Raw genomic sequence first — 25,651 nt, 5'->3', positions numbered from 1 at the left:
CGGCTAGATTTTCTTGCGTATCTGCAACTTTAATTTCGTCGCCTGCTTCGTTCACATACTTGGTTGTAACCGTGCTTTTTTTGATTGTGTTACCAATTTGACCTAAATCAATGACTTGTCCATGGGTGTCAATGCGAACCGTCTTAGTTTCTTTTGAAAGGATGTAGTCTGGTTGAGTGATTAACTCTACTAAGGTGTACTCGCCTTGTAACACATTTTCAAAAGTAGCGATACCCTCATTATTGGTGATTTCTTGATATTTGGTTTGATCTCCTTGTTTTAGGGCAAACGTTACATTCTCTAATGTTTTATCGGTCTTCTCCGCATCAACCTTAGTCAAACGAACACTTCCTTTAATCAGAGTGTTCATAAATGGTGCCAGCGTTATCGGGTCTTTACCGACTGTGATTTCTCGACCATTGATTTCATCAATTTGATAACCTGTTGGTGCTGTTTTTTCAATGATTTTATATTGACCAAATGGTACCTTTGAGAAAGTTAGCTTCCCTTCATCATTGGTTGTTTGTGTTTGTAAAACTTGACCACTCATTTCTTGTAACTCAAACACAGCACCTAGTAAAGCTTTGTTATCTTGATCCTGCTTAATGACTTCAATATCACGTTTTTCAATCAAAAGCGCACCGTTTAACTGAATATTTGGATTAGCAGGATTGATTGTGACAACTTTTGTTTTCGCTTGGTCATTTTCAATCACTTCCAAATGATTACTATTACTGTCAGTCATAGTAGTCACATCTGAAAAGGTTTGGTCTGGCCTTTTCGTAAATCGCACGCGGTAGTTACCACGTTTATATAGGATAAAACGATACTCACCATTATCTTGAGTTGTTGTACGTAACGGTTGATTATCAATCCCCAAAGCAACCTCACCCGTTTCTTCATCTATCAACTCAACGATTTGATTCGCAACTGGTTTTTCATCAGGATCTTTGAAGCCATTTTGACTAACATCTTCAAAGTAAATACCTGAAACCGTGTATTTAGCAAAGGCCAAAGATGTCGGATTGCTTTCAAGATAATTGTTATCATCTATAGAAAAAGCTACTGTATTAATCGCCTTTTGCCCAACTTTCTCATGACCAGTCTCTTTTGGAATATCTACTTTAAGATAAGCACTAACAGTCTGACCAACACCTAATGATTTTCCTTGTTTCAGAACATATTTAATTGATTTAACGGATTTAACATTGATCACTTGGTCTTTAGTCAGCCATTGACCATCTCGAACAGAAGCCAAATTCGACCCTTGTGGTGTGACTTGGTAAAAGACATCAAATAAGGCTAATAAAGCATTATTTTCTGGCAAATCCTCTATAAAGCTATTAAGTGGTGTGCCAAAGGCTGATTGACGTGGCAAATAAGCACCATCTTGATTCGATACAATCCGATGATCTCCAATTGCAGGTAAGACATCAATCAAACTAACGGAATCAGCTTTACTAATCGTATTGTTAAAGATATTGAGTCTATAATAGGCACTTGCGCCTAAGTCCCCAGTGGCATCAAAATGATAGGGACCATCGGCTTGCGTCGACACTCCTTTGGACAAACTAATCACGAGTGGCAAACGATAGTTCACCGTATTTTTTGCCAAAAGGAATCTTTGATTTGTATTACCATCATTATTAATATCAAGGACATCTGTATAATGATAACCCGTTTGGTAAATATCCGGTTTGATTTCCTTATCTTTTTCCCAAACTACGTATGTTTCAATGGTTGATTGTCCTTCTGGTGCTTGGTCTATAATCTTAATATTAGTATTGATATTGGCATATACGCGATCCTGCTTTTGATAATTCATATCAAGACTGTAAATAACCGCCGTTTTACCAGTATCTTTGTAGTTACGGATAATTTGTGGCTCTTCAATAGTCTTACCATAAAGTGCATAATATCGTTGTGGATGAGGTAAACTTTCATGACTGACATACTCATAACCTGGTGGTAACAATTTAATAACTTTAACATTAAAATCTTCTTTACCTTTACTACCTAAATAAAAATCTGTTAGCAACACTTGTGCATTTTGCTTAAACGTTGTGCCATCTTTGCTATAAATTATTTCTTGTGACCCAGATGAGCCAACATATTGAATTTGCGGATTACTTAATGATAGAACATTTGTGGTTATGCCACTGTCTTTTTGTTTAGCGGCATCGGCTGTTGCAGGGTGATTGGTATTTTCATCATGAATGATAAAACTAGCTGACGTATAATATTTTTGTGGTTGATAATTGTAGGTTCCATCTTCAATTTTTGTCATTTCTTCGACCGTTGGCATCTTACCAACATGATATGTTAGGGTCGTATTGTTCAAAATAATCGGATTTTCAAATGCCAAATAAAGATTGGTATATTTTTGATTAACATCGTCAATCGGTACAAATTCACCTAAAGTAATATTTTGCTTTATAACTTCTTTAGTGCCGTCTGCCATGACACCATAAAGCGTATTTTTTTCAGCCGCATCTTTGACTTGACCAAGCACCGCCTCATTTTCTTCTTTGGATAACTTATTTTTGGCATCTCGACTTTGTTCGGCTGATGTTAAGCGGAAAAACTTATAGTAAGTTCGTTTATCCTCTTTATTTGGCTGATTGTTAGTAGTAACTTCTAAGTTATCTTGAATGGCATAGAGGGCAGATGTTCTTCCACCAGTTGCCACATTGATGTCTGAACCGTTGTTAACATTTGTCACTGTCCCAATGGCTAGCATCCCTAGAGAGTTTTGTAGTGTTTGCCAACTATCATAAACACCGCCTTCAGCTACCTTATAATTGCCATTACCGACATGGGCTCTAACCCCGTTAATGTCAGCAGTCCCTTCTAAAACCGCTTTTCCTACTGGGGTACCATTATGGGTTGCTTGAAAAGCCGCCTTTTGATGCCTCACATACACCGTTCTTTCTGGTAAGGTGTATTCATTTGGCAATCCTTTGTTATAGGTATACTTAGCTTTAAGTGTATAAGTTTGATCAAACTTCACCTTGTTAACATTTATCGTTCCAGAAGTAAAATGAGCATTGGCATAGTTTTCGATGTAATATCGACCACGATTGTCATACCAAGTCATTTTTGTGGATTGCGCACCTGCAACCGTTAAAGTTACCGTATGGGTTTGTGGATCGTATTGTCCATTTCTTAGTTGACTGGTTTTAGGATTGTATTCTAATTCTTTAGGTAAGGCAATTTCATAAACAATATTTTCCGGAAGGTCTAAACCTAGTTTAGTATTGTGTTCATTTGGATAGTCAAAGGCACTTCCGACAATAAAGTAGTAACTTCCAGTTGTTTCGATTTGATTTTGTGGTACCGTCTCTGTGTAAGTGTAAAGACGATTGCCTTTTAGTGGCAAGTTATCATCAAAAGGTGTTACTTTATTACCGCTTTCTAACAGTTGAAACGTGCTATCATTATATGGTTTTTCGTTACTGATTGCCTTATAAGTCTTAGTCGTTTCGTAAAGCACTTGATCAGCTTGATTAGCATCTAAAATCTCTAATTTGACAGTAGCCGTATCGCCATTTCCAGCAACACCATCCTTAAATCTAAAAGGGAATTCCAAAGTTGCCCTAAAAGACTGCATGTCCCCACCATAAGTCATGTACCAGTTGGCATCATCTTCTGTCAACTGATTAGAATACCCTAAAATTTCCAAAAATTTTGCAGCTGTTGTAAATTCTAACTTACCACCTAGTTTAGGGACAGTAAGCCGAATTTTTGCATTTGCCAGCTGAGGGGCTCCTGAAACTGCCACATCAGCCACTGCTGGAATAGGTAAACCGACTTCAAAATCAGTTTGTTCACTGATTTTACCATTTTGCAAGGTTCCTAGTTTATACTGGACTTTAGCCGTATCAGGTGTTTGAGCAAAAATAGCTGCTCCTCCCAAGACACTAACCAAAAATCCTAGTAGTACTAGAAGTTTTACTTTTGTTTTCACAATAGTCTCCTTTGTATTATATCTCTCTTTTTCATCATGGCATCTATCCACCCTATCATTATACCTCTATAGCCCTCAAAGTCAACCTTTCTACGCTTGAAATTGTCAAAAAATCACTAAAAATAATATCAAACCATTTCTCAGCTTAGCCATCCTATGCAACTCCTTCTTTTAGAAAACTTGTGCTATAATGAAAAGACTACAACTAAGGAGGCGTTTATGTCTTTTGATGGCTTTTTTTTACATCACCTCACTAAGGAACTGCAGGCCACTATTTTATTCGGGCGTATTCAAAAGGTCAATCAACCTTTTGAGAAAGAGTTGGTTCTAACCATTCGTAACAATCGTCAAAACTATAAATTACTCTTATCTGCCCACCCTGTCTTTGGTCGGGTGCAAATCACAGAGGCTGACTTTCAAAACCCGCAAAATCCCAATACCTTTACCATGATAATGCGTAAATACTTACAGGGTGCGATCATTGAAACGATCGAGCAGATCGAAAACGATCGGATTTTAGAAATAACCATCTCCAATAAAAATGACATTGGTGATCATATTAAGGTGACACTGATCGTTGAAATCATGGGCAAACATAGCAATATTATCTTGATGGATAAACATGAAAACAGAATTATCGAATCCATCAAGCATATCGGTTTCTCACAAAATGCCTATCGAACCATCCTACCAGGATCGACTTACATCGCCCCACCAAAGACTTCTGCCCTCAATCCCTTCACCATTGCAGATGAGACATTATTTGAAATCTTACAGACCACTGATTTAACTGCCAAAAATCTCCAACAAGCCTTTCAAGGTCTTGGTAGAGATACCGCTCAAGAACTCTCTCACCAACTTGAGGTAGCCGATCAAAAGTTAAAAACTTTTAGAGCCTTTTTTAATCAAGCTCTCCATCCCAACTTAACGGAAAAAGCCTTCTCAGCCGTGACTTTTTCAAACTCCAAGGAAAGTTTTGAATCCTTATCTCTTTTGATGGATTATTATTTTCAGGAAAAAGCCCAAAGAGATCGTATCAACCAACAAGCCAGTGACCTCATCCACCGAGTCCATCATGAATTAGAAAAAAATCGTAAAAAACTGCTCAAACAAGAGGCCGAGCTAGCCGAGACAGAATCTGCCGAAGCGTTTCGTCAAAAAGGCGAACTCTTGACCACCTACCTAAGCCTAGTCCCAAATGATCAAGAAAGTGTCACCCTTGATAACTACTACACCGGCAAGCCGACCACCATCACCCTTGACCTTGCTCTGACGCCCAATCAAAATGCCCAACGTTACTTCAAGAAATACCAAAAACTCAAAGAGGCTGTCAAACACCTCAAAGGGCTGATTGAGGAAACTAAGCAAACCATTGCTTATTTTGAAAGCGTTGAGGTCAATCTTTCTCAGGCAACGATCGAAGCCATTGATGAAATTAGAGAAGAGCTCATTGAGTCAAAAGTCATAAAACGCCGTTCAAAAGACAAAACCCATAAACGCAAAAAGCCAGAGCAATACCTAGCATCTGATGGCAAAACCCTGATCTTGGTCGGACGAAATAACCTCCAAAATGAAGAACTAAGCTTCAAAATGGCAAAAAAAGGCGAACTCTGGTTTCATGCTAAGGATATTCCAGGTAGCCATGTCCTCATCAAGGATAATCTTAACCCAAGTGATGAGGTTAAAACCGACGCCGCTGAATTGGCCGCCTATTACTCAAAAGCACGCTTATCAAATCTGGTGCAAGTAGATATGATTGAAGCCAAAAAACTACACAAGCCAACAGCTGCTAAGCCAGGCTTTGTGACCTACACTGGTCAAAAAACACTTCGCGTCACTCCCGTTGAAGAAAAAATAATGAACATGCGTCTAAAAGAAACCAAATAAAAACGCGAACTCAACTAAAGCATCTGATGGACATCAGCTGCCACAAGTCAAAAAGAGGTCAAGACCAAATGAATTGCTCCCTATCAAGCGGAGTAAGCATTTGTCCTGACCTCTTAGTCTTATCTCTATGAAAGAGTGAAACAAACATCAGTAGCTACCGATGTCTGTTCTACTCTTTTTTAGAGATCTTGATTGTCTAAAAATTGTTGCATGTAGATGTCATCAGGAACCATCTTGAGGTAACGTTTAGCCAATTCTTTGGCTTTTTGATGATTCCCAAATGTCTTTAAGATATGAGCATAATCCTCTAAAAATTCAGGATTGTCATTCAACTCATCAGCTAAGTCTTCATAAATCAGAAGAGCCTGGTCATCCTGATCTAAGGCTTGATGAGCCTTGGCCATATTCCATTTGGTGATAAGATGGTGTGTTTCGTCTTCAGCCAAATGTAAAACCTCCTCATAACGCTCTTCTTCCAAGTACAAATTGGACAAGCGTAGACTTACTTCTTCCAGATCTTCAGCTAAGTCTCTAGCTGATAAAAGATAGGATTCCGAGAGGTTTGGCTCATGATTTTCATAGGCTAGTTGAGACGCTAGCAATAACAACTGGCTATCATAGGCGTTTTTAGATAGACCTTGTTGCGCCAGTGTAAGAGCCTCTTTTAATTGATGCTCTTTACGTAAAGACTGGGCATAGTAGTACTCATACCCCATAAAATCAGGATTCATAAGATCCAGTTGCTTAAAGTATAAGTTAGCTCTTTGGTAGGCTTCTTGGTCAAACAATAATATCGCCAACTCAAAAACACTCTGATCGTCGTAGGCAATCTCTACTGCTTTCTCCAAAAAGTCAATAGCAGCCTCAAACTTGCCCAAGGCTGCATAAGCATGTCCGATACGCTCATAGGTGGAGACACCTGTTAGCGCTAGAATCTCACGGTTATCAAGAGCAGCGTAATGGCTTATCGCTGCTTTAACCTCACCGACTTCCATTTGCATCTCAGCAAGACCAAAGCGAATCAGCGGTTCATCCGATAAAGATAGGGCTTGCTCTAGCTTATTTATTGCCACATCTGCTAGCCCTTCCATCTGATAAAGATCTGCCATAATGACCAAGGCGTTGACGTAATCCTCAGAATCAGGATCAATAGCATCAAGGTATAAAAAGGCTTCTTCTAATTCACCATCTTCAGCAGCAATTTGGGCTAGATTGAGATTCACTTCTGAAAACACCTCACGTAGCTGCTCATAAAGACGCTTAGCTTGTGGCAAAAAGCCTATACCCTCCAAATAGGCGCCCAATTCTAGGAGAACTTGGGCATCATCTTCTTTGAGCGCACGCTCAAAATACTGGTCTGCTTGTTCAAGATCTTGGCTTTGAATGGATGTCACCATTTTGTCACTATTCCACATGATCTGAATGCTCCTCAATAAAATCTGCCTGATAGAGACCACTAACAACCTTGTACCAATTAAAAATCTCAATCGCAACCACTTTGACAGAGGCGTAAATCGGAATGGCTAAAAAGACACCCCAAACGCCGAATAAAGAACCCGCTGTCAATAGTACAAATAGTATGGTAATGGGATGAATACTCAGCTTACTTCCCAAGACTAGAGGGCTGATAATACGACCTTCCAAGGTTTGCTCGATAACAAAAATAACCGTAACATTGAGAAGCATGGTAGGGCCTGAAATAGCTGCTAAGATAAAGACAGGAACTTGTGCCAGAAAGCTCCCCAGATAAGGAACGAGGTTTAAAACACCCGCAACAATCCCTAGCGTCACACCATACCTCAAACCAACGATGCTATACATCAGTGAAAACATAGCTCCTACAGCAATGGCAACAAGAACCTGACCTTGGACATAGCCAGATAGCTGCTGATTGATTTTGGATAAGACACGCGCTGTAGGTTGTCTCAACTTAGGCGGTAAAAACTGAACCACATAACCCTTTAAATGATTGCTATCTCTTAATAAATAAAAAAGAATAAAGGGCGAAATCAAAATAGCAACAGCTACTCGAGCGACCGTCGAAGCAAAATCGCCTGCCCAAGTCACTAAGGAAGTGGATAATCTTTGGGCATAGCTAATAATATTATCCGACAAGCTATTGATGATGTTTTGCAATTCAATGGTGACACCATTTAAGGCACGATTGTCAATCAAATGAGTCAACTGACCCTCAATATCTTCAAGATAAGTCGGTAGGTTGAGAAGCAAGTTACTTAATTGTTGCTCAAGTGCAGGAACTAAGACTGCGATGCCCCAAATCATCAAGGACATCATGAACATAAAGACAAGAGCAATCGAGACTGTTCGGTTGAGACGAAGACGGCTTTCTAAACAATCAACCAAGGGTTTTAACAAATAATAGAGTAAAGCCGATAGAACGATGGGCAACATGATAATGGTTAAAAAATCAACCACTGGCTTAAACAAATAAGCTATTTTAGTGAGTAAAAAAAGATTGAGAAAAAATAGAAGGCTGATGACTAAAATCATCGTTCCTTTGTTATTTAAAAACCATTTGAAAAACCAGCTCAAGGGTTTTTTAGGCTCTTCTGATGAGGTCATTTTAACTCCTTTTCATTATTCTTGTGATAAAAGGTCACATCTTTGTGGATTAGTTTCGTGTCTTGATAGGTAAATTTGGCTGAAAAGAAGGGAGCATCCTCTAGCAACCATTTAAAGAGGTGATAATCCCCCTCCCATGTGGGTTTTTCCATTACCTTATCATAAGGAACCCACTCCAAAGTCCCCTCAAGTGAGTGTTCATCTGAAATCAAGTCTCCCTCAAAATCTGTCACCTTAAACACATAAGTGTACCAGTCATGGCCTGGGGTGAAGTTTGGGAAAACAACTACACCTCTAAAATCCATCTGCTTTACCCTTAGGTGTGTCTCTTCAAAAATTTCACGAATGGCACACTCCTCTGGGGATTCTCCTGGTTCTAATTTACCACCCACTGAAATCCATTTGCCCTTATGCACATCATTATCTTTTTTATGACGGTGCATAAGCAAAAACTCTCTACCATTATCAATGTAGCAAATCGTCGCTAGTTTGGTCATATGATCCCTTTCATTCTTATCTCTCTACTCTTTACGTCTCACCTGTAGTGATGTGACTAGCAAAAAACTTGCCCATTTCTGATTGAACTGACAAGTTTTTTTGGAGGTTAGCCTTTGTTGATTACTTGCTGTGTTTCAGCATATTTGGCTTCGACAGCAGCTTTTTCAGTCTGCCACCAGTCTTGATTATCTTGATACCATGCGATAGTATCTTCTAACCCTTCAGAAAAATTAGTGAACTGAGGCTCCCAGCCAAGCTCCTCACGGAGTTTACTAGAATCAATCGCATAGCGTAAATCATGACCAGCACGATCGGTAACATGGTCATAGGCATCTTTAGGCTGTCCCATTTTATCAAGAATTAACTCAAGGACTTCTTTATTATTTTTTTCACCATCAGCACCGATGAGGTAGGTTTCGCCCATACGTCCCTTGGTTAAAATTGCCCAGACACCCGTTGAGTGATCATTGGTATGAATCCAGTCACGCACATTTTTACCATCGCCATATAGCTTTGGCTTGATACCTGCCAAGATATTGGTGATTTGACGTGGAATGAATTTTTCAATGTGTTGGTAAGGCCCATAGTTATTAGAACAGTTTGAGATAGTTGCTTTCACACCAAATGAACGTACCCAGGCTTTAACAATCAAGTCTGACGCAGCCTTGGTTGATGAATAAGGTGATGATGGGTTATAGTTGGTTTCTGCAGTGAACTTTTCACCTGGACCGTCACCATGACCTGGCAAATCCTCACGAAGTGGTAAATCACCATAAACTTCATCTGTCGACACATGGTGGAAGCGAATATCGTACTTACGAGCTGCCTCAAGTAGGGTATAAGTTCCGATAAAGTTGGTATGAATAAATGGACTTGGATCATTTAAAGAGTTGTCGTTGTGGCTTTCTGCCGCGTAGTGAACAATAGCATCTGCCTTGGCAGCTAATTTGTCAACCAACTGGCTATCTGCGATATCCCCGACAACTAGCTCTACACGGTCGCCCAAGATACTCTCCAAGTTGGCACGGTTACCAGCATAGGTCAATTTGTCCAGAACCGTCACATGGACTTCTGGGTGATTATTGTAAACGTAGTGCACAAAGTTTGAGCCAATGAAACCAGCTCCACCTGTGACGATGATATGTTTGAACATTGTTTTCTCCAATTTTTTCTTTTTTTGGAGTTGCCTTAGGTAGCGGGGGGCGCAAGCAACCGCCTTCGGCGTTTCATTACTTATTTTCGAGTCTACTGTCTCGAAAATCCCCTGTACCCGAACTGTTTAAACAGTTCGGGTACTCTCGCTACGGCAGCAACTCCCTTTTATAAGCTCGCTTCGCTCGCTCTATTTCTTCAAGATTTCTTTTAAACAGTCAATTTTGTCAAAATCTTTCTGGTTGTTGTTTTCTGCGCGATAGCTATCTTTAGAAGAAGCTTGGTAAATGTTGAGGTATTGTTCCAAAGTAGGAAGGTAATAACGAATGCCCTGATTCTCTATTTCTTCTAGATCATCTAAGGCTACACCAGCAAAGGCTGGTAGAGAATGAATACCTCCGAATTCCACGGAAAGATTACTTTTCTGAAATTCATGTTCATGTCTGTCGACCAAATGATAGCCTAATGCTTCCATAATGAGATTGAGTTCATCAAACTGGTAAATCCTTCCTTCATCAGGTGCCTCCCAACCTCTAGGATCACTAGGGACGGACGTGAATGTCTATATCCTGTGGATTCCAACTTTTTCCAGTTCGCATTTCTAAGCCTAGACTGCCCATCAGAAGCGGTGTAATCCCAATATGATTGAGTCGCTCTGCAATTTCCAAAAAGCTCTCAAACATTTTATAAATCTTTTTTCTTTAAAGGTTTGACATCTTTTAGCATCGGGTGATTTTTATCTGCTTCTGAGACTTGGGCTTCTGCTAAATGTTCCCACTTGATACCAAGTGTTTCATCGGCATAATTGACAAAAGCGTATTTAGGCTTGAGTTCCATGGCCCAGTAGTCATTGACCAAGTAGGTATAGGCTGCTTTTTCAGAAAGCACCTGAAAACCATTAGCCACACCGCGAGGGACAAAGATGCCCTTAGACGCATCAATCAGGGTCTGATAAGTATTGCCAAAAGTTTCACCCTCACGCAAATCTACCCATGACCCAATAACCAGTCCCTCATCAGCAATCGACACATACTTATCCCAAGGTTCAGCATGCAAACCACGCAAGGTATGCCTTTTGTTAAAGGAAATGTTATTTTGCAGCTTGCCTTCTCTAAAAAAACGTTCCGGAAAGCCTAAGGGGATCATCTTTTCTTTTTGGAAATTCTCTTTGAACCAGCCACGATTGTCCCCGCGAACAGGAATATCAAACTCCAAGAGTCCTGGAATAGCTGCAATCTCACGACAAGATAATGCCTTATCAAAAAATGGTTGTGTCATCAAGCTTCTCCAATCAAACGGAGCAAGTATTGCCCATATTCATTTTTCTTAAGAGGTTGTGCCAACTCAAGGACTTGCTCTTTCGTAATGTAACCCATACGGTAAGCAATTTCCTCAAGATTTGCGACCTGAACATTTTGCAAGCGTTGAACGGTTTCAATGTACTGGCTAGCCTCAAGAAGAGACTCATGAGTCCCTGTGTCCAACCATGCAAAACCACGCCCCATCAACTCTACTGACAAATCGCCACGTTCAAGATAAGCCTTATTCACATCTGTGATTTCCAGCTCTCCGCGAGGACTTGGCTTGATATTTTTAGCAATTTCTACCACATCATTATCGTAGAAATAAAGACCAGTAACCGCAAAGTTTGATTTTGGTTCTTCTGGTTTTTCCTCAATAGAGATGGCATTCATCTTTTCATCAAACGCAACAACACCAAAGCGCTCTGGGTCTTTGACTTGATAACCAAAAACAGTCGCTCCAGATGTTTTTGATGCAGCACGTTGCAACATCTTCGTCAAGCCATTGCCGTGATAAATATTATCACCAAGTACCAAGGCGACATTGTCATCGCCAATGAAGTCCTCACCAATAATAAAGGCCTGAGCTAGACCATCTGGACTTGGTTGTTCCGCGTAGGATAACTCAATCCCAAGCTCTGACCCATCACCTAGCAAGTCACGAAAACGTGGCAAATCTTGTGGCGTTGAAATAATCAAAATATCCTTAATACCCGCCAACATCAAGGTTGATAGAGGATAAAAAATCATTGGTTTATCATAAATAGGCATGAGCTGCTTGGACGCAGCACGTGTGAGTGGGTAAAGCCTAGTACCAGACCCCCCTGCTAAAATGATACCTTTCATATCTAAAAGAACTCCTTGTCTTATCATCAATTTATTTTACCATTTTTAAACGGACTTGTCAGTTTTGGGCTTGAGGTAATGACTGATGTTATCGGTGCTTATTTCTGAACTAATAGTATTTGTGAGAAGGCTTTCAACGAGACATTTAGCAATAAACGGTCCTGTTGTCAATCCTGAAGAGCCTAGACCACTCGCTGCATAGAGACCTGGTAGACCTGGAACTTGCCCATAAAAGGGTGAAAAGTCACTGGTATAGGCTCTGATGCCAACCCGACTCGTTTTTGAGATAGCTTGATCTATCTTCGGGAAAAATACTCTGGCATCCGATGCTAAACGCTCCAGAACCTCGTGATCCACTGTCAGATCAAAGCCTTTGTCATTTTCATGGCTAGCTCCAACTGACACCCTACCATGATCAAAAGGAATCACATCGATCTCACCCTCTGGCATAAAAACAGGTAGATGCTCTGTCTGATAATCCTCAAACACATAGTCTAATAATTGCCCCTTTTGAGGTCTGACATCAACCTCATAACCTAAGGGCTCTAACAGGTTACCCAGCCAGGCTCCGGCTGCTAAGATGACTCTATCAAACATCTGACCATCGATTTGATAGCCTTCTGCTAGCTCTGCTAGATTTACCTTTTTGCGAATAACTGAGCAACCAGATGCTGCCAGTAAGGTTCTTGTCAAAGCCGCACCATCTAGCCTAGCAGCTCCTGAGGCATAGAGCATCTGACCCTTAGTTTGTAAATCAGGAAAGGCTTTTTTGATGGCTTCTTCAGATAAAATCCTTAAATCACCTATCAGTGGCGACTCTGCCAGACGACTGTGAGCTAAATGATACAAGTCTTGAAAATGTTCTGGTGTTTTTTTGTGAAGAAAAATACCGACTTGCTTGTAAAAGGACGTCTCAAACCCATCCTTTTGCAAATCCAAAATCAGTTGAGGGTATAGGTCTGCTCCTAACCTTGCCATCTGATACCAAGCCTTATGACGACGACGTGAAAACCAGGGGCAAATGATACCTGCTGCCGCCTTAGTCGCTTGACCAAGACCATGATCAAAAACAGTCACATGCACATTGGCTTCTTTTGAGAGGTAATAGGCAGCTGTCGATCCGACAATCCCTGCACCAATAATAGCAACTTTCATAAGACCTCCTCATTAAGATGAAATAATTGAACTTAGCATAAGAATGAAACACATCCTAACTGATGCTTCCTAAAGCGCAAAAATAAACGAGACAAATCCTCATATAAGAACAAAACTTGTCACAGTAAAAAACGATTGCCTTAGGGAGGAAATGCCATAACATCACTAGCACAAAGACCAAAACTAGCTCATAGATGAGAAAAGGGATTGGTCGATGACTGACTCTCAATGATATCAAGATTCCATTTTTGCTCTAGTTGCCACTGACGCAATCGTTTGGCGATTTCAGAAATAAACAGCACCTCGATATGATGACCAGGATCAATGGCATAAAGCCCATCCGTCAGCATTTCCTGGGCAGTATGGTAGTAAATATCCCCTGTGACATAGACATCTGCTCCCTTAGCCAAAGCCTCCTGATAAAAAGACTGCCCTGACCCACCACAAATGGCAACCCGAGAAACCAGCGGATTTGCACGCTCATAACGCACTAATCTCACACTATCTAAACCAAAAGAGATTTTGATTTTTTTGGCAAAATCCTCCAAAGTCTGCTCAGAAATCTCACCAATTCTTCCAATACCCACTTGATCTGTGGTCAAGGACAAGGGTTCTGTATGCTCAATCCCTAAAATCTCACAAAACCAATCATTGAGACCGCCTGAAATAATATCAATATTGGTGTGGCTGACATAAACCGCAATATCATGCTTGACCAAATCCAAAAGAATATCACGCTGTGGAGATGACACCAAGTCCTTGATGCCCTTAAAAATAGGAGCGTGCTTGGTGATAATCAGATCGACCCCTTCGGCGATGGCTTCTGCGACCGTGTTTTCACGGACATCTAGCGTCACCATCACCTTTTTGATATCCTTATCCAGAGTGCCGATTTGGAGGCCAACCACATCGCCTTCCAGGGATAACTCTGGCGGACAATAACGCTCATATCTTTCAATAAGCTCTTTAGCTAACATCTGAAATAACCTCCTTAATAGCCTCCATTTTTGTCATAAGCACCTCTCGTTCTGCCGATTTACCTTCTGGTACAGATGAGAGGGCAAAGGCTAACTTATCCCATTCTCTTTGCCACTTAGTTCTAAAAACAGCAGATTTGTCTTTTAAAAGATAAGGACCAAAGCGTAATTCATGACTTGATAGCCTCACGTGACCTTGTTCTGCCACGATAATTTCATAGTATTTGTTGTTTTCAGCTAGGATGGTTTCTGAAACAATGCCAAAACCATTATCCTGTAACCAGCATCGTAAATCATCCTCACGATTATTGGGTTGTAAAATAAGACGCTCAACCGTCGTCAACTTGTCCTTGCCTACTTCTAAAATCTCAGCAATCAAACGACCACCCATGCCACAAATCGTGATGGCAGACACCTGATCACTTGGTTCAAATGCCGCTAAGCCATTGGCTAAGCGAACCTCAATCTTATCTGATAAGGGTGATGAAGCTACATTTTTGACAGCTGACTGGTAAGGACCTTCCACCACTTCACCAGCAATGGCGCGCTCAATATGACCTTGTTCTAATAAAGCCAGAGGGAGATAGGCATGATCACTACCGACATCCAATAAAATGGCGCCTTTAGGCACAAACCGTCCTACCTCAGAAAGCCTTTTTGATAATTGTATTTCCATGTGTTTGCGATTACTCTTTCATTCTTACAATACTATTATTATATCAAAAAACCACCCTCCTTTGGGTGGTGATCCTTAAAATAGTTTCGCTATCCTTAACGATTATAATATTTTAGATAGGTTTTTGCATAACCAATTGCCATCAAAAGATAGAGAAGCGTTAGTAAAGGGCTTCTCAATAAGGCAAAGGGGGTCTCAAAAAGAAAGGATACCCAAAAACGCCAGCCAGATAAGTCCCACAAGCCTGGGGTTAGATACCATGTTTTTGGGGTAACTAAAGACTGATACTGACCATTTTGAACCGTCAATAGGAGTGATAAACTTATTAGGCTAAACAAGGCAAACAAGAAAGCGACCTGTTGTAACAATCTTTTTTTCATGTCAAAGACTGAGGCCGCATCTGAAAAAATCTCATCTGACACATGGGGAGCTTTCTGACGAAAATACTGTTCTCCTGACCAGATTGAGCCACCAACATGCTCCCAGCCATAGTCCTCAAAAAGTTGTCGGTAATCGTGGAAATCCTCACTTTTTCTAAAAGATCTAAAATCAATCTTAACCACTGGAAAATGGCTAGTCCTGGATTGTCGAAAACGATAAATCGGAAAATAAGCAGTGGTTCCTTCAAAAACATAACCTTGGGATTGAATCTTGTTAATCCATTTTTCCTCTTTATCAATATCTCCAAAAAATAGGTTGATTTTTCGCATCACTGCTCTCCTTTCAAATCTGTCTTGCTTGCGATTAACAAGCATTTTTCTAGCCGCTGGATTTCTAAGGTTAAGATTTCTTGACCTTTGTGTGTTGTCTGATAGACTTTTCGGCGTTTGTCATGGCTTGGAACAGATACAATCCAACCCAACTTTAAAAGACTATCAATAGCGCCATACATGGTGCCAGCTGCTATTTGCACATCTCCTTGGCTCATCTCCTCCACCTTTTGCATGATGAGATAACCGTGTCCTGGTTCTAACAAAGCCAACAAAATATAATAAGTAGTTTCCGTCAATGGTAAGGCCTTCAATCGCTTCAAAACGCTCTCCTCCCCTCCTTTAAAAGCTATATTCAATCTTATAAGACTATTATATATCGTCGAACTATACATGTCAACTGTATAGTTGCTCATCAAAAAAGAGATTAGCATTTCCTAATCTCCTCAAGGATAGCATCAGTTATCACTTCCCCAAATGCTCATGGCATTTAGGAAGTCATCTGATACCGTTACTTTAGACGGGTCTGCTTCGTCACGTTGTCGACGTCGCTCTTCGATCTGCCTTACTGTTGTGATGCCATCACGCTTCCAATTTCGTAAGATGGCATTGATGTAATTCCAGCTGGTTTTATTATTAAAGACCGCTTCGCGAAGGGCTTGACGCACTAAGTCAGGATCGACATCATCATCGTTGACGGTCTTGGTCAAATCCTCTAACTCAAAAGGACTAAGCAGTCTACCTAATTCCTTTTCAAAATCCTGAACAAGCGCCTTAAGGGCATTGACAGAGCCTTTAGGACTCTCTTTTTCAGGATGAGACAACTGATCTAATCGCGTCAGAGCAGGGCTGGTGTCAAAAATGGTTTCAATCTCACCCGCCAAATCAATAATCTTCATGTCTAAAAGCTCTTGCTGGGTCAGACGTGCAATAATCCGATTGACCTCACTAACGGTTTTGCCAATGCTATCAGCAATCTCACTAGCAGCCATTTCTTCTTTGTGGCTAGTATTTTGAAAATAAAAGAATTGCCAAACCAAAAAATCCTCAGCTGACTCAAAAATCTCATGATAATGAAACAGTAAAGCAGCAGGCAAGACCAGATGGCCTTGCTTCATGGCTTCGGTATAAGTCATCAAAATCCTCTCAATGTATCATTATTACTGGCTTGTCATCTTGATTAAAGACAGTTGCTAAAGGCATTAACCTGGAAAATTCATCAACACCTTGGTATCGTAATCACCGATGGTCTGACGACCATTAAGCCCGTCAAGCTCTATCATGAAGGCACAGCCTGCTACGATCCCACCAAGTTTTTCGACCAGCTCAATCGTTGCCCTGACTGTTCCACCAGTCGCCAAAAGATCATCCACAATCAAGACACGCTGCCCTGGCTTAATAGCATCTGCGTGCATGGTCAAGGTATCAAGACCATATTCTTTCTCATAGTCAGCTGAGATAACCGCTCGCGGTAACTTGCCTGGCTTACGAACAGGGGCAAACCCAATACCAAGCTCAACAGCTACTGGACAACCAATGATGAACCCACGCGCCTCAGGCCCTACAATCATATCAATATCGTGATCACAGGCGTATTGGGCAATCTCACGAACAGCATAGTTATAAGCCTTACCGTCCGCCATCAAGGGTGAAATATCACGAAAAGTGATGCCTTCTTGGGGGTAGTTCTCAATCGAAGCGATGTATTTTGTTAAATCCATAATCTTATGGTGACCAGCAATGACAAAAAGGCTTTTAAAGCTAGTCACTTATCCTTTCCTATGTTTGAGTGTCCTCAAAATTGTTTTGACATCCTATTATACCATGATTTTTCAGAACTTAAAATGCCCAGCTATCTGAAAGCCTATTTGAAAGCCACATCAGCCAACAAGGCCTAAAAACAAAATCATGACTGGTCTCCTAGCTGAATCAGCAGTGAACCATCGGCTAGTAAGCCTGCAGTCTGACAATTATTGACGCCAGCTTCTAGCCAGTCACAAGGAAAATCATAAAAACGCAACTGCCCTTCTTGATTCAGCAGTGATAGGGACTGGATAGCCCTTCCTAAAACAGCCTTTTCAAGCAAATAACCCTGGTCAGGAAAGAATCCCCTCTCCTGCCAAAAAGTTGCCTTAAAGCAGATTTGTCCAAAAGAAAGCTGATCGCTCTGTGATCTTTCTAGCCTTAGGGATTGCAGATAGTCAGCATTGATGGTCAAGACATCATCAGCCAGATACAGATTGAGACGCGCCAGATCCATCATAAGCTACTCCCTTAACCAATCATAGATATCCTGAGGTGTCCCCAAAGCCATCAATTCTTGGTAGGCCACTGTTTTTTTTAGGTCTTGAAAAATCTGACTGCTTTCGATGGCTTTTTTCTCAGCAGCCTTATTGACCATCATAATCCCATCCTCAATGGTCACAAAGCCTAACTCTTCAAAAATATGAATCATTTTAATCAGCAGATAAGGCTCGATCTTGAGATAATGGCTTAGATCTTTTAACTTGTAGCGAATGTCACATTCTGGAAATTGATAGATGGTTTTGTATAACTTGGCAAACTGCTGTCTTGTGCCGTAGCCTGACAGGTAATAAGGTTCTTTTATCCTATTTTTAAAGTAAATCGTCTCTAAGTTGTTGGCCTTAAACCATGTTTTGAGATCTTCGGGATTGTCTGGCAGGTCCAAGATAATGGCAGACTTACTACCAACGAGATCAGCTCTTAAAATAGGAACGTGGCTAGGCAAACTTGCCTTCTGGGAACGACTGTCAAAGAGTTGAACCCCCTCTACACGAGCATCTACCAGCATAAGCTGTAGGCTGGTTTGCCCATTCCAGACGTTGACAGAGAGCGTTACAGCCAGTTCAAGGTTTTGTGCTTGCTGAAATTCTTGTGCTAAGTCACCTTGATTAAAGGCGATGACATCAAAAGCAGCACCATCTTGACTAACCTTGAGTTTCAAGTGAGCATTCTTTTGCCCCATGGGACGAACCTGAATGACCTCAAAGTCTTTTAGCCAGAAAACGGGCTTTTTATTAGCCATGCCAAAAGGAGCCAATCTCTCTAAACTCTTAAGCGACTCGAGGCTTAGCTCAGCCAAGACCAACTCTTCATCAAGGTTTAAGGTGTTTTTGACACTCATATCAAGCCCCTGATCATGGACATACTGGCAAAGAGCGTTTGATAAAGACGCTATATGATCAGCAGGCAAGGTCATACCAGCAGCACCAGCATGACCACCAAAGGCTGTCAAGAGTTCCCGGTGCTGGTCTAAGGCTTCAAAGATATTGAGCACTTCCAGACTACGAGCAGAGCCTTTAGCCACACCATCTGTGATACTCAGCATGACAACGGTCTGAGACAGTGTCTCCAAGAGCCTACCTGCCACAATCCCTAAGACTCCTGGGTGCCAGCCTTCTTTAGCCAATACTTGAACCGGCTTAGCCCTATCAACCATGGTCAAGGCTTCTTCATAAATAGTCTGAACCAAGACTTTACGCTCTTCATTTTTAGCCTGTATCTCAAGAGCGATTGCTTTGGCTTCCTCATCATCAAAGCCAGTCAACAATTCAATAGCAGAATTGGGATCATCCAAGCGCCCTAAAGCATTAAGCTGAGGAGCGATGGTAAAGCCAATGGTCTCCTCTGTGATAGTTTCAGGACTGACCGCTGAAAGCTGCAGCAACTCTTGAAGACCGATACGCTCTGTTTGCTTGAGAACCTCTAATCCTATCTTGACCATGATGCGATTTTCATCTCTCAGATGAACCATATCTGCTATAGTCCCGATAGCAACCAAGTCCAAAAAGTCTGTCGGAACGGATTCTAGCAGGGCTGTGGCTAACTTAAAGGCCACGCCGCAACCCGCCAAATGCTTAAACGGGTAGTCGGCATCTGGATGCTCTGGGTGAATAATGGCAAAGGCATCTGGCAGGGTCTCGGGCAAGCTGTGGTGATCCGTCACAATCACATCAACCCCTTGCTCCTTAGCGTAAGCAATCGCCTCATGTCCTGAAACACCATTATCTACGGTAATGATCAAAGAGATAGCCTCTTGCTCAATAAAATACTTGTAGACACTAAGGTTTGGTCCGTAACCGTCTGTAAAGCGATTAGGCAGATAGACTTGAACGTCTCCCCCCATCATTTCTAGGGCTTCCTTGACAATGCTTGCACTGGTCATGCCATCAGCGTCATAATCTCCGTAAACGAGAATGGGCTCTTGATGCTCAATAGCTTGACGAATACGCTTAACAGCCTTTGCCATACCGTGTAGCAAAAAAGGATCATGCAGTTGCGACAAATCAGCCTTTAAAAAATGTTCCAAAGCTTCTTCGCTAGCAATGCCTCTATCAACCAATAGTTTGGCAGCAATCGTATCCAAGCCACGTTTTTTTGCTAATCTTAAAAAGTCATCTTCTGGCCTTGTGGTTTGAAGATGCCACTTGTATTTAGACCTTATCATGTCTGGTTTTACTCTTTTCTATACACAACTGCAATCTCATCCTCTGTAAGAAGCGCCATTGCTTTCTCCCATCAAGCCACTATCACTTGTAATGAAATAGGGTTCGCGCTAAAAAATCCCCCATCCAAGGGAAAAGGCTATAGAGTTTATGCGCTATGTTGAGGGCAAATGGCAGGTTCAACTCACGCTTGTTTTTTCCCATGATCTTGATGATTTTCTTAGCCACATGATCTGGCTTAAGGCTAAAAGCCTCAACACTCTTGAGGTATTGTCCTGACGGATCTGCCTTGTCAAAAAATGGGGTGTCAACAGGACCTGTATTGACCGTGGTCACATAGACCTGATGCGCTGCCAACTCCAAGCGCAGGGCATTGGAAAAGCCAATCACTGCAAACTTAGTCGCCGCATAAATCGTTGCTTTAGCAGAAGCCATCAGACCTGCCATAGAAGCGATTGTGATGATATGACCTGATCCTCTCTTGGCCATCTGCTGACCAATCAAACGTGACAGATGAATCGTTGCTAGGGTGTTGACATCAAACATCTCCTCAATCTCATCAATAGCATAAGCGTCAAAGGTTTTGAATGTTCCAAAACCAGCATTATTGATCAAAATATCAATAGCTCCATGCTGCTGATAGATCTGGTCAATGACAGGGCTAAGACTATCTGCTTGGGTGATGTCTAGTTCGATACAGGTTTTGTTGGGAACATGACGATACAAGTCTTGGAGTTTGCTCTCTTGACGCCCTAAAAGGATCACATGATCCTCTCTGGTCAGGCGCTTAATGATCTCTTGGGCAATGCCTCCAGAAGCACCGGTGATAAGGATGACACGTGCAGCCATTAGATCTCGACCTCTTCCAAGTCAAAAACAACCTTGACCTCTTCAAACACTTGAGCGGCGTCTCGCTCCATCTGGCGGCAATCGCGCGAGAGAAAGCGTGGGCTGATATGGTTGAGCAGGAGACGCTTGGCTGAGGCCTCTTTGGCCACCTCTGCCGCCTGCATGTTGGTCGAATGCGCATGAGCCTTGGCTAAGGCCTCATCGCCCTTGCCATAGGTGGATTCGTGTACCAAGACATCAGCTCCCAAAGCAAGATGCACACTGGCTGTTGTCAAGCGCGTGTCCCCTAAAATCGTCACCACTTTTCCCTTTTTAGGCGGTGACACAAAGTTTTTGGCAATGATTTTGGTGCCATCTTCTAACACAAGATCTTGTCCGTTTTTGACCTTGCCAAAAAGTGGGCCAAAAGGGACACCAGCCTTGCTCAAGGCTTCAGCGTCTAAGGTACCGTCCAAATCCTTTTGAACCACACGATAGCCGACACAAAAAATGCTGTGATTCAGCTCCAAGGCATGGACTTCAAAGGCTTCCGTCTCCAAAATCTTACCAAGGTTACCTGCTTCAAACTCATGAAAGTGAATGCGATAAGGCAATCGAGAGCCAGTCACCCGAAGGCTAGACATGACATAGGACTTGATCCCCCGCGGACCATAAATCCTAATGTCTGTCTGATCCTCGCTAGCCTGAAAGGCACGACTAGAGAGAAAACCAGGCAAGCCTAGCACATGATCACCGTGCAAGTGCGTGATAAAAATCTTGCTGATTTTACGTGGTTTAATCGTCGTCTCTAAAATTTGACGCTGTGTGCCCTCGCCACAGTCAAACATCCACACTTCGTTAATTTCATCTAATAGTTTTAAGACGAGACTGGAGACATTTCGCCCCTTGGCTGGTTGCCCAGCTCCAGTTCCTAAAAATTGTAATTGCATCGTTTCTCTTCTAATTTGGTGTGATATAAGCTAAGTACTGCCGCTGCTCAAAGCCATAGTAGACCTTGCCTTGATGGTTTTGGAGCAATTCAGACAGCTCATCTTGATTAAAACTGGTGATTTTGACCAGACCAGATGGGTAGTGGTAAACCTGACTCAGTAAAGCTGACGCTGGTGTCATGTCTTGAGCCTCAAGCTCATCAAAGGCCATCGGAGACATTTTGATACGGTCATTTTCCTCATAGACCTTATAGGCTGGAAAAATCCTCGCCAATTCAAGCATCACCTCAGATGAGATGGGTTCAGGCTTTTCCGAAAAAACCTGTGCCACTTGAGAGTCATTTTCAAAGGCAAAACCATAGGCTTTGCCAGATAAGTTTAGCCTCACAAAAGGTTTTTCCTCAGCAAAACTGGGATTATCTTGAAATAGATCCAAGGCTTTTGAAATCTCTAGGTAATAAGCTGTCGCTGCTTCGTGACCTTTTTTATCATAGAGCTCTGCAAAGTAAGCATTGATCACACTAGGAGGCGGTGTGATAAATGCCAACTTTTTATGATCATCAAGGGCGTCTAATTGTTTCTCCAAATAAACCTTATCAAGACTGGTGAAGCCACCGTACTTGAGGGCTAAATCAATGTCATTCCTCATAAAACACGTCCAACTGCCACTTGTTGTGGCTGACGATATGGCCAGAAATCTCCTCGACTGGCTCTGCAAAGTCATAGCGATCCAAAAGGACTATTTTTTCAAGCTGATGTAGCTTATAGGCGTCTTTGGAGGCAACTGTGATGGTGAAAGGCTCATAAAGGTCTCTAATCTCATCAATCAGCAGATGACGAAGAGTCTGACGGGCATCTTGAGCTCTCGCAGATAGGCGGATATTTGGAAAGGCTGTCGCTGTCAGGGTCTCGACCTTATCCATCTTGTTGTAGATGGCAAGGCGCGGAATAGCCAGCATATCCAAGTCTTTGAGGATGGTCAGAACAACCTTTTCATGCTCGCTATGATTGGGGTCGCTAGCATCAATGACATGTAGGAGTAAGTCGACGTGGCGACTTTCTTCTAGTGTAGACTTGAAGGCTGCCACCAATTCGGTCGGCAAATCCTGAATAAAGCCTACGGTATCCGTCAAGGTTGCCTGAAATCGTCCTTTTAGATAGAGTTGCTTGGTCGTTGCATCAAGGGTGGCAAAAAGCTCATTCGCTTCGTACTGTTTCTTGTCCGTCAAAAGGTTCATGATGGTTGACTTACCAGCATTGGTGTAGCCGATCAAACCAATTTTGAAGGTCTCAGAGTCCAAGCGCTTGTCTCGAATGGTCTGACGGTTTTTCTCCACTACCTTGAGCTGTCGCTCAATGTCATGAATCTGATGCCGAATCGAGCGGCGATTCAGCTCCAGCTGGCTTTCCCCTGGACCACGACTACCAATCCCACCAGCCTGACGGCTAAGCATAATTCCCTGACCAGCCAAACGTGGCAACATATACTTGAGCTGAGCTAGATGCACCTGCAATTTCCCCTCATGACTACGAGCTCTCATGGCAAAAATATCTAAAATCAACTGCATACGGTCAATAACCTTGACCTCAAGTGCCACTTCCAAATTGGTATTTTGGCGAGGCGTCAAGCGATGATTGACAATCACCGTATCAATCTCATCTGCCTCAACCATCTGACGGATTTCCTCTAACTTGCCTGACCCCACAAAGGTCTTACTATCATAGCGCTCACGCTTTTGGCTATAAGTATTGACCACCTCTGCGCCTGCTGTTTGCGCCAGACTAGCCAGTTCTGCCATCGACATCTCAAAATGCTCTGTCTCTTGTAAGGCGACACCCACAATAATAGCACGCTCTTGTTTTGTCTGTGTGTCGTGCATGGACTCACCTCCTACTCTCTTATTGATCATCCTAAATAATAGCCCTAACCGACTATCTATTACCTAGATTATAGCATATTTTTATCCCCTTGGCAGGTTTGGTCTACTCTGGGTCTTTGGCTAAAAAGGCTTCGACCTTTTGGACAATCCGTTCGTAACAGTCTTCTTCAGAGACTTGATGAAAATCAACCGTCATCCGATTACGAAACCAAGTCAGCTGTCGTTTGGCAAAACGTCTGGTCTGCTGTTTTAGGCGTGCGATGGATGTTTCCAAATCCTCCTGACCAGCAAAATAAGGGAAAAACTCCTTATAGCCAATCCCTCGTACGGCTTGAGCCTTGGCGTGGTTATCATAGAGCCATTTGGCTTCTGTCAGAAGTCCTTGCTCAAGCATGGTATCCACACGCTGGTTGATACGCTGGTAGAGGGCTTGTCGCTCATCGGTCAGTCCAATCACCAAGGCATCAAAATCCGTTTCGTTATTATGCAAATCGTGACCAAACCGATCTAGCTCCAAGGCACGTATGGCACGGCGGCGATTGAGCTCTGAGATAGCTATGCCCTGCCGACTAAGATGCTCAAAAAGGGTCGCATCGTCTAACTGCTCCAGCTCTTGCCGATAAGCCAGTAGTGCCTCCTGATCAAGCTGACCTCCTAGATGATAGCCCTCCAGCAGGCTTTGGAGGTAAAGCCCCGTCCCTCCGACGATAATAGGAAGTTTCCCTCGGCTCAGGATAGCCTCAATAGCCTGTCTGGCCTCTTTGACAAAGTCAAAAGCCGAGTAAGTCTCCGTCACCTCACGGACATCAATCAGATGATGCACGGCATCCGCCTGCTCCCTAGGACTAGCCTTGGCTGTTCCAATGTCTAAACCTTTATAAACCTGCTGACTATCGCCTGAGATGATCTCCCCATCAAAGGCTTTTGCCAAGCGAATCCCTAGAGCTGTTTTACCGACTGCAGTTGGTCCTGCGATCACAATTATTTTTATGGTCATAATATGTTTTACTTGCTATTCTTTTCTATTTTTTAGATAATAATAGTATTATAACATATTGAAGCGCAAGGTTTTGATGCCTTGTTTTCATAGAAAGAGGAGATTCTCATGTCTAAAAAGTTTCCATTTGCTAAAGGCTTAGCTACTGGTATTGTGGCTACGGTTGCTACTGTCGCTGGCGCTGTCTTTGCCTTTAAAAAGACCGTTATCGATCCAGAAGAAGAAAAAGAAGCCTTCATCGAAGAAAACCGTAAGAAGGCTGCCCGCCGTCGCGTCGCACGCTAATCTCATAAGCCCTCTGCTTGCTAGTCCTTGTGGTTTCAAGGTTAGCAAGCAGAGGGCCATTTTTTTGTCCCTAAAACGACGTCAAACTGTAAATGTCCAATAACCAAGTATAGTTAACTGAAATAAGAATAGAACAAAATTGCCTCAAGAAAGAGCCTGAGACAAAATAGACCTCCCCTAGGCTACTTAGTCGGATGGTCATAGAGCAATACCTTCTCGATGGCGATTCAACTCAGTGATTTAGGACAAGTTTACATCGTCTGTGGTAAGACAGATATGCGTCAAGGAATTGATTCACTAGCTTATCTGGTTACAAGCCATTTCAACCTTGATCCCTTCTCAGGTCAAGAATTTTGGTTGCTCTATAAACGGTTTGAAAATGGGATACTCACTTGGCCAAGCCATGAACAGGAGGTCAAAGCCTTGAGTTCTGAACAAGTCGACTGGCTCATGAAGGGATCTTCGATAAGTCCTAACATAAAACCTACAAAAC

24 protein-coding genes and 1 pseudogene are annotated in these 25,651 nt (G+C 42.2%); 3 read left to right on the top strand and 22 right to left on the bottom strand.

Annotated features, from left to right (window positions below):
* Positions 1-3,967: MSCRAMM family protein (locus ACMZ6Z_RS06675; protein ID WP_416131796.1), on the bottom strand; the 3,967-nt coding region annotated here is incomplete at its 3' end.
* 219 nt (positions 3,968-4,186) lie between these two features.
* Here ACMZ6Z_RS06675 and ACMZ6Z_RS06670 point away from each other — a divergent pair.
* Positions 4,187-5,854: an Rqc2 family fibronectin-binding protein gene (locus tag ACMZ6Z_RS06670; protein WP_416131795.1), complete on the top strand. Its 1,668-nt coding sequence runs from the start codon at positions 4,187-4,189 to the stop codon at positions 5,852-5,854.
* A 179-nt stretch (positions 5,855-6,033) separates the two neighbouring features.
* On the opposite strand, the gene ACMZ6Z_RS06665 is transcribed toward ACMZ6Z_RS06670, so the two are convergent.
* The 21 genes and pseudogenes from ACMZ6Z_RS06665 to miaA all read right to left on the bottom strand — a co-directional run bounded on the left by ACMZ6Z_RS06665 (position 6,034) and on the right by miaA (position 24,873).
* The gene (locus tag ACMZ6Z_RS06665) at positions 6,034-7,269 is read right to left on the bottom strand and encodes a tetratricopeptide repeat protein (protein WP_416131794.1); all 1,236 of its coding nucleotides are present in this window, start codon (positions 7,267-7,269) and stop codon (positions 6,034-6,036) included.
* Positions 7,259-8,437, bottom strand: a complete 1,179-nt coding sequence (locus ACMZ6Z_RS06660; RefSeq protein ID WP_416131793.1) for an AI-2E family transporter — start codon at positions 8,435-8,437, stop codon at positions 7,259-7,261. The genes ACMZ6Z_RS06665 and ACMZ6Z_RS06660 overlap by 11 nt, the downstream gene beginning before the upstream one ends.
* The gene (locus ACMZ6Z_RS06655; RefSeq protein ID WP_416131792.1) at positions 8,434-8,934 is read right to left on the bottom strand and encodes an NUDIX hydrolase; all 501 of its coding nucleotides are present in this window, start codon (positions 8,932-8,934) and stop codon (positions 8,434-8,436) included. Before ACMZ6Z_RS06655 ends, ACMZ6Z_RS06660 begins: the two co-directional genes overlap by 4 nt.
* A gap of 107 nt (positions 8,935-9,041) precedes the next feature.
* Entirely contained in the window at positions 9,042-10,088 is a 1,047-nt protein-coding gene (rfbB, locus tag ACMZ6Z_RS06650; protein WP_416131791.1) for a dTDP-glucose 4,6-dehydratase, read from the bottom strand.
* Positions 10,089-10,277: 189 nt separating this feature from the next.
* Positions 10,278-10,770 (bottom strand): annotated as a pseudogene (locus tag ACMZ6Z_RS06645) (phosphoribosylanthranilate isomerase).
* 1 nt (position 10,771) lies between these two features.
* Positions 10,772-11,365, bottom strand: coding sequence for a dTDP-4-dehydrorhamnose 3,5-epimerase family protein (locus ACMZ6Z_RS06640; protein WP_416131790.1), 594 nt, complete (start codon positions 11,363-11,365; stop codon positions 10,772-10,774).
* Complete coding sequence (gene rfbA, locus ACMZ6Z_RS06635; protein ID WP_416131789.1) at positions 11,365-12,234, bottom strand: glucose-1-phosphate thymidylyltransferase RfbA; 870 nt, start codon at positions 12,232-12,234, stop codon at positions 11,365-11,367. The genes ACMZ6Z_RS06640 and rfbA overlap by 1 nt, the downstream gene beginning before the upstream one ends.
* Before the next feature lie 45 nt (positions 12,235-12,279).
* Positions 12,280-13,389 (bottom strand): NAD(P)/FAD-dependent oxidoreductase, encoded by a 1,110-nt coding sequence (locus ACMZ6Z_RS06630; protein ID WP_416131788.1) that lies wholly within the window; start codon positions 13,387-13,389, stop codon positions 12,280-12,282.
* Positions 13,390-13,577: 188 nt separating this feature from the next.
* On the bottom strand, positions 13,578-14,366 hold the full coding sequence (locus tag ACMZ6Z_RS06625; protein WP_416131787.1) for a Nif3-like dinuclear metal center hexameric protein: 789 nt from the start codon (positions 14,364-14,366) through the stop codon (positions 13,578-13,580).
* On the bottom strand, positions 14,356-15,042 hold the full coding sequence (locus ACMZ6Z_RS06620) for a tRNA (adenine(22)-N(1))-methyltransferase (RefSeq protein ID WP_416131786.1): 687 nt from the start codon (positions 15,040-15,042) through the stop codon (positions 14,356-14,358). Before ACMZ6Z_RS06620 ends, ACMZ6Z_RS06625 begins: the two co-directional genes overlap by 11 nt.
* 95 nt (positions 15,043-15,137) lie before the next feature.
* Positions 15,138-15,752 (bottom strand): DUF2812 domain-containing protein, encoded by a 615-nt coding sequence (locus ACMZ6Z_RS06615; protein WP_416131785.1) that lies wholly within the window; start codon positions 15,750-15,752, stop codon positions 15,138-15,140.
* Positions 15,752-16,075 (bottom strand): PadR family transcriptional regulator, encoded by a 324-nt coding sequence (locus ACMZ6Z_RS06610; protein ID WP_416131784.1) that lies wholly within the window; start codon positions 16,073-16,075, stop codon positions 15,752-15,754. Before ACMZ6Z_RS06610 ends, ACMZ6Z_RS06615 begins: the two co-directional genes overlap by 1 nt.
* A 135-nt stretch (positions 16,076-16,210) precedes the next feature.
* Entirely contained in the window at positions 16,211-16,888 is a 678-nt protein-coding gene (locus tag ACMZ6Z_RS06605) for a DnaD domain-containing protein (RefSeq protein ID WP_416131783.1), read from the bottom strand.
* Between the two features lie 66 nt (positions 16,889-16,954).
* Positions 16,955-17,473, bottom strand: coding sequence for an adenine phosphoribosyltransferase (locus ACMZ6Z_RS06600; protein WP_416131797.1), 519 nt, complete (start codon positions 17,471-17,473; stop codon positions 16,955-16,957).
* Between the two features lie 185 nt (positions 17,474-17,658).
* A complete protein-coding gene (locus tag ACMZ6Z_RS06595) occupies positions 17,659-18,015 on the bottom strand; it encodes a hypothetical protein (RefSeq protein ID WP_416131782.1) in 357 nt (118 codons plus the stop codon).
* A 3-nt stretch (positions 18,016-18,018) separates the two neighbouring features.
* Entirely contained in the window at positions 18,019-20,220 is a 2,202-nt protein-coding gene (gene recJ, locus ACMZ6Z_RS06590) for a single-stranded-DNA-specific exonuclease RecJ (protein ID WP_416131781.1), read from the bottom strand.
* Between the two features lie 82 nt (positions 20,221-20,302).
* The gene (locus tag ACMZ6Z_RS06585) at positions 20,303-21,067 is read right to left on the bottom strand and encodes an SDR family NAD(P)-dependent oxidoreductase (RefSeq protein ID WP_416131780.1); all 765 of its coding nucleotides are present in this window, start codon (positions 21,065-21,067) and stop codon (positions 20,303-20,305) included.
* Positions 21,067-21,996, bottom strand: coding sequence for a ribonuclease Z (rnz, locus tag ACMZ6Z_RS06580; protein WP_416131779.1), 930 nt, complete (start codon positions 21,994-21,996; stop codon positions 21,067-21,069). Before rnz ends, ACMZ6Z_RS06585 begins: the two co-directional genes overlap by 1 nt.
* A 10-nt stretch (positions 21,997-22,006) precedes the next feature.
* Positions 22,007-22,645: a cystathionine beta-lyase gene (locus ACMZ6Z_RS06575; protein WP_416131778.1), complete on the bottom strand. Its 639-nt coding sequence runs from the start codon at positions 22,643-22,645 to the stop codon at positions 22,007-22,009.
* A complete protein-coding gene (hflX, locus tag ACMZ6Z_RS06570) occupies positions 22,635-23,876 on the bottom strand; it encodes a GTPase HflX (RefSeq protein WP_416131777.1) in 1,242 nt (413 codons plus the stop codon). Before hflX ends, ACMZ6Z_RS06575 begins: the two co-directional genes overlap by 11 nt.
* Positions 23,877-23,979: 103 nt before the next feature.
* A complete protein-coding gene (miaA, locus tag ACMZ6Z_RS06565) occupies positions 23,980-24,873 on the bottom strand; it encodes a tRNA (adenosine(37)-N6)-dimethylallyltransferase MiaA (protein WP_416131776.1) in 894 nt (297 codons plus the stop codon).
* Between the two features lie 108 nt (positions 24,874-24,981).
* Here miaA and ACMZ6Z_RS06560 point away from each other — a divergent pair, with 108 nt between their 5' ends.
* Positions 24,982-25,158, top strand: coding sequence for a DUF3042 family protein (locus ACMZ6Z_RS06560; protein ID WP_416131775.1), 177 nt, complete (start codon positions 24,982-24,984; stop codon positions 25,156-25,158).
* A gap of 219 nt (positions 25,159-25,377) precedes the next feature.
* A partial coding sequence (gene tnpB, locus ACMZ6Z_RS06555) for an IS66 family insertion sequence element accessory protein TnpB (RefSeq protein WP_416131774.1) occupies positions 25,378-25,651 on the top strand: 274 nt, incomplete at its 3' end.

Origin of the sequence: Streptococcus pluranimalium, from assembly GCF_047785705.1 — a bacterium.
GTDB lineage: Bacteria > Bacillota > Bacilli > Lactobacillales > Streptococcaceae > Streptococcus > Streptococcus pluranimalium_A.
Note: the sequence above shows the minus strand (reverse complement) of the source record. Positions and strands in the feature narration are given on the sequence as shown.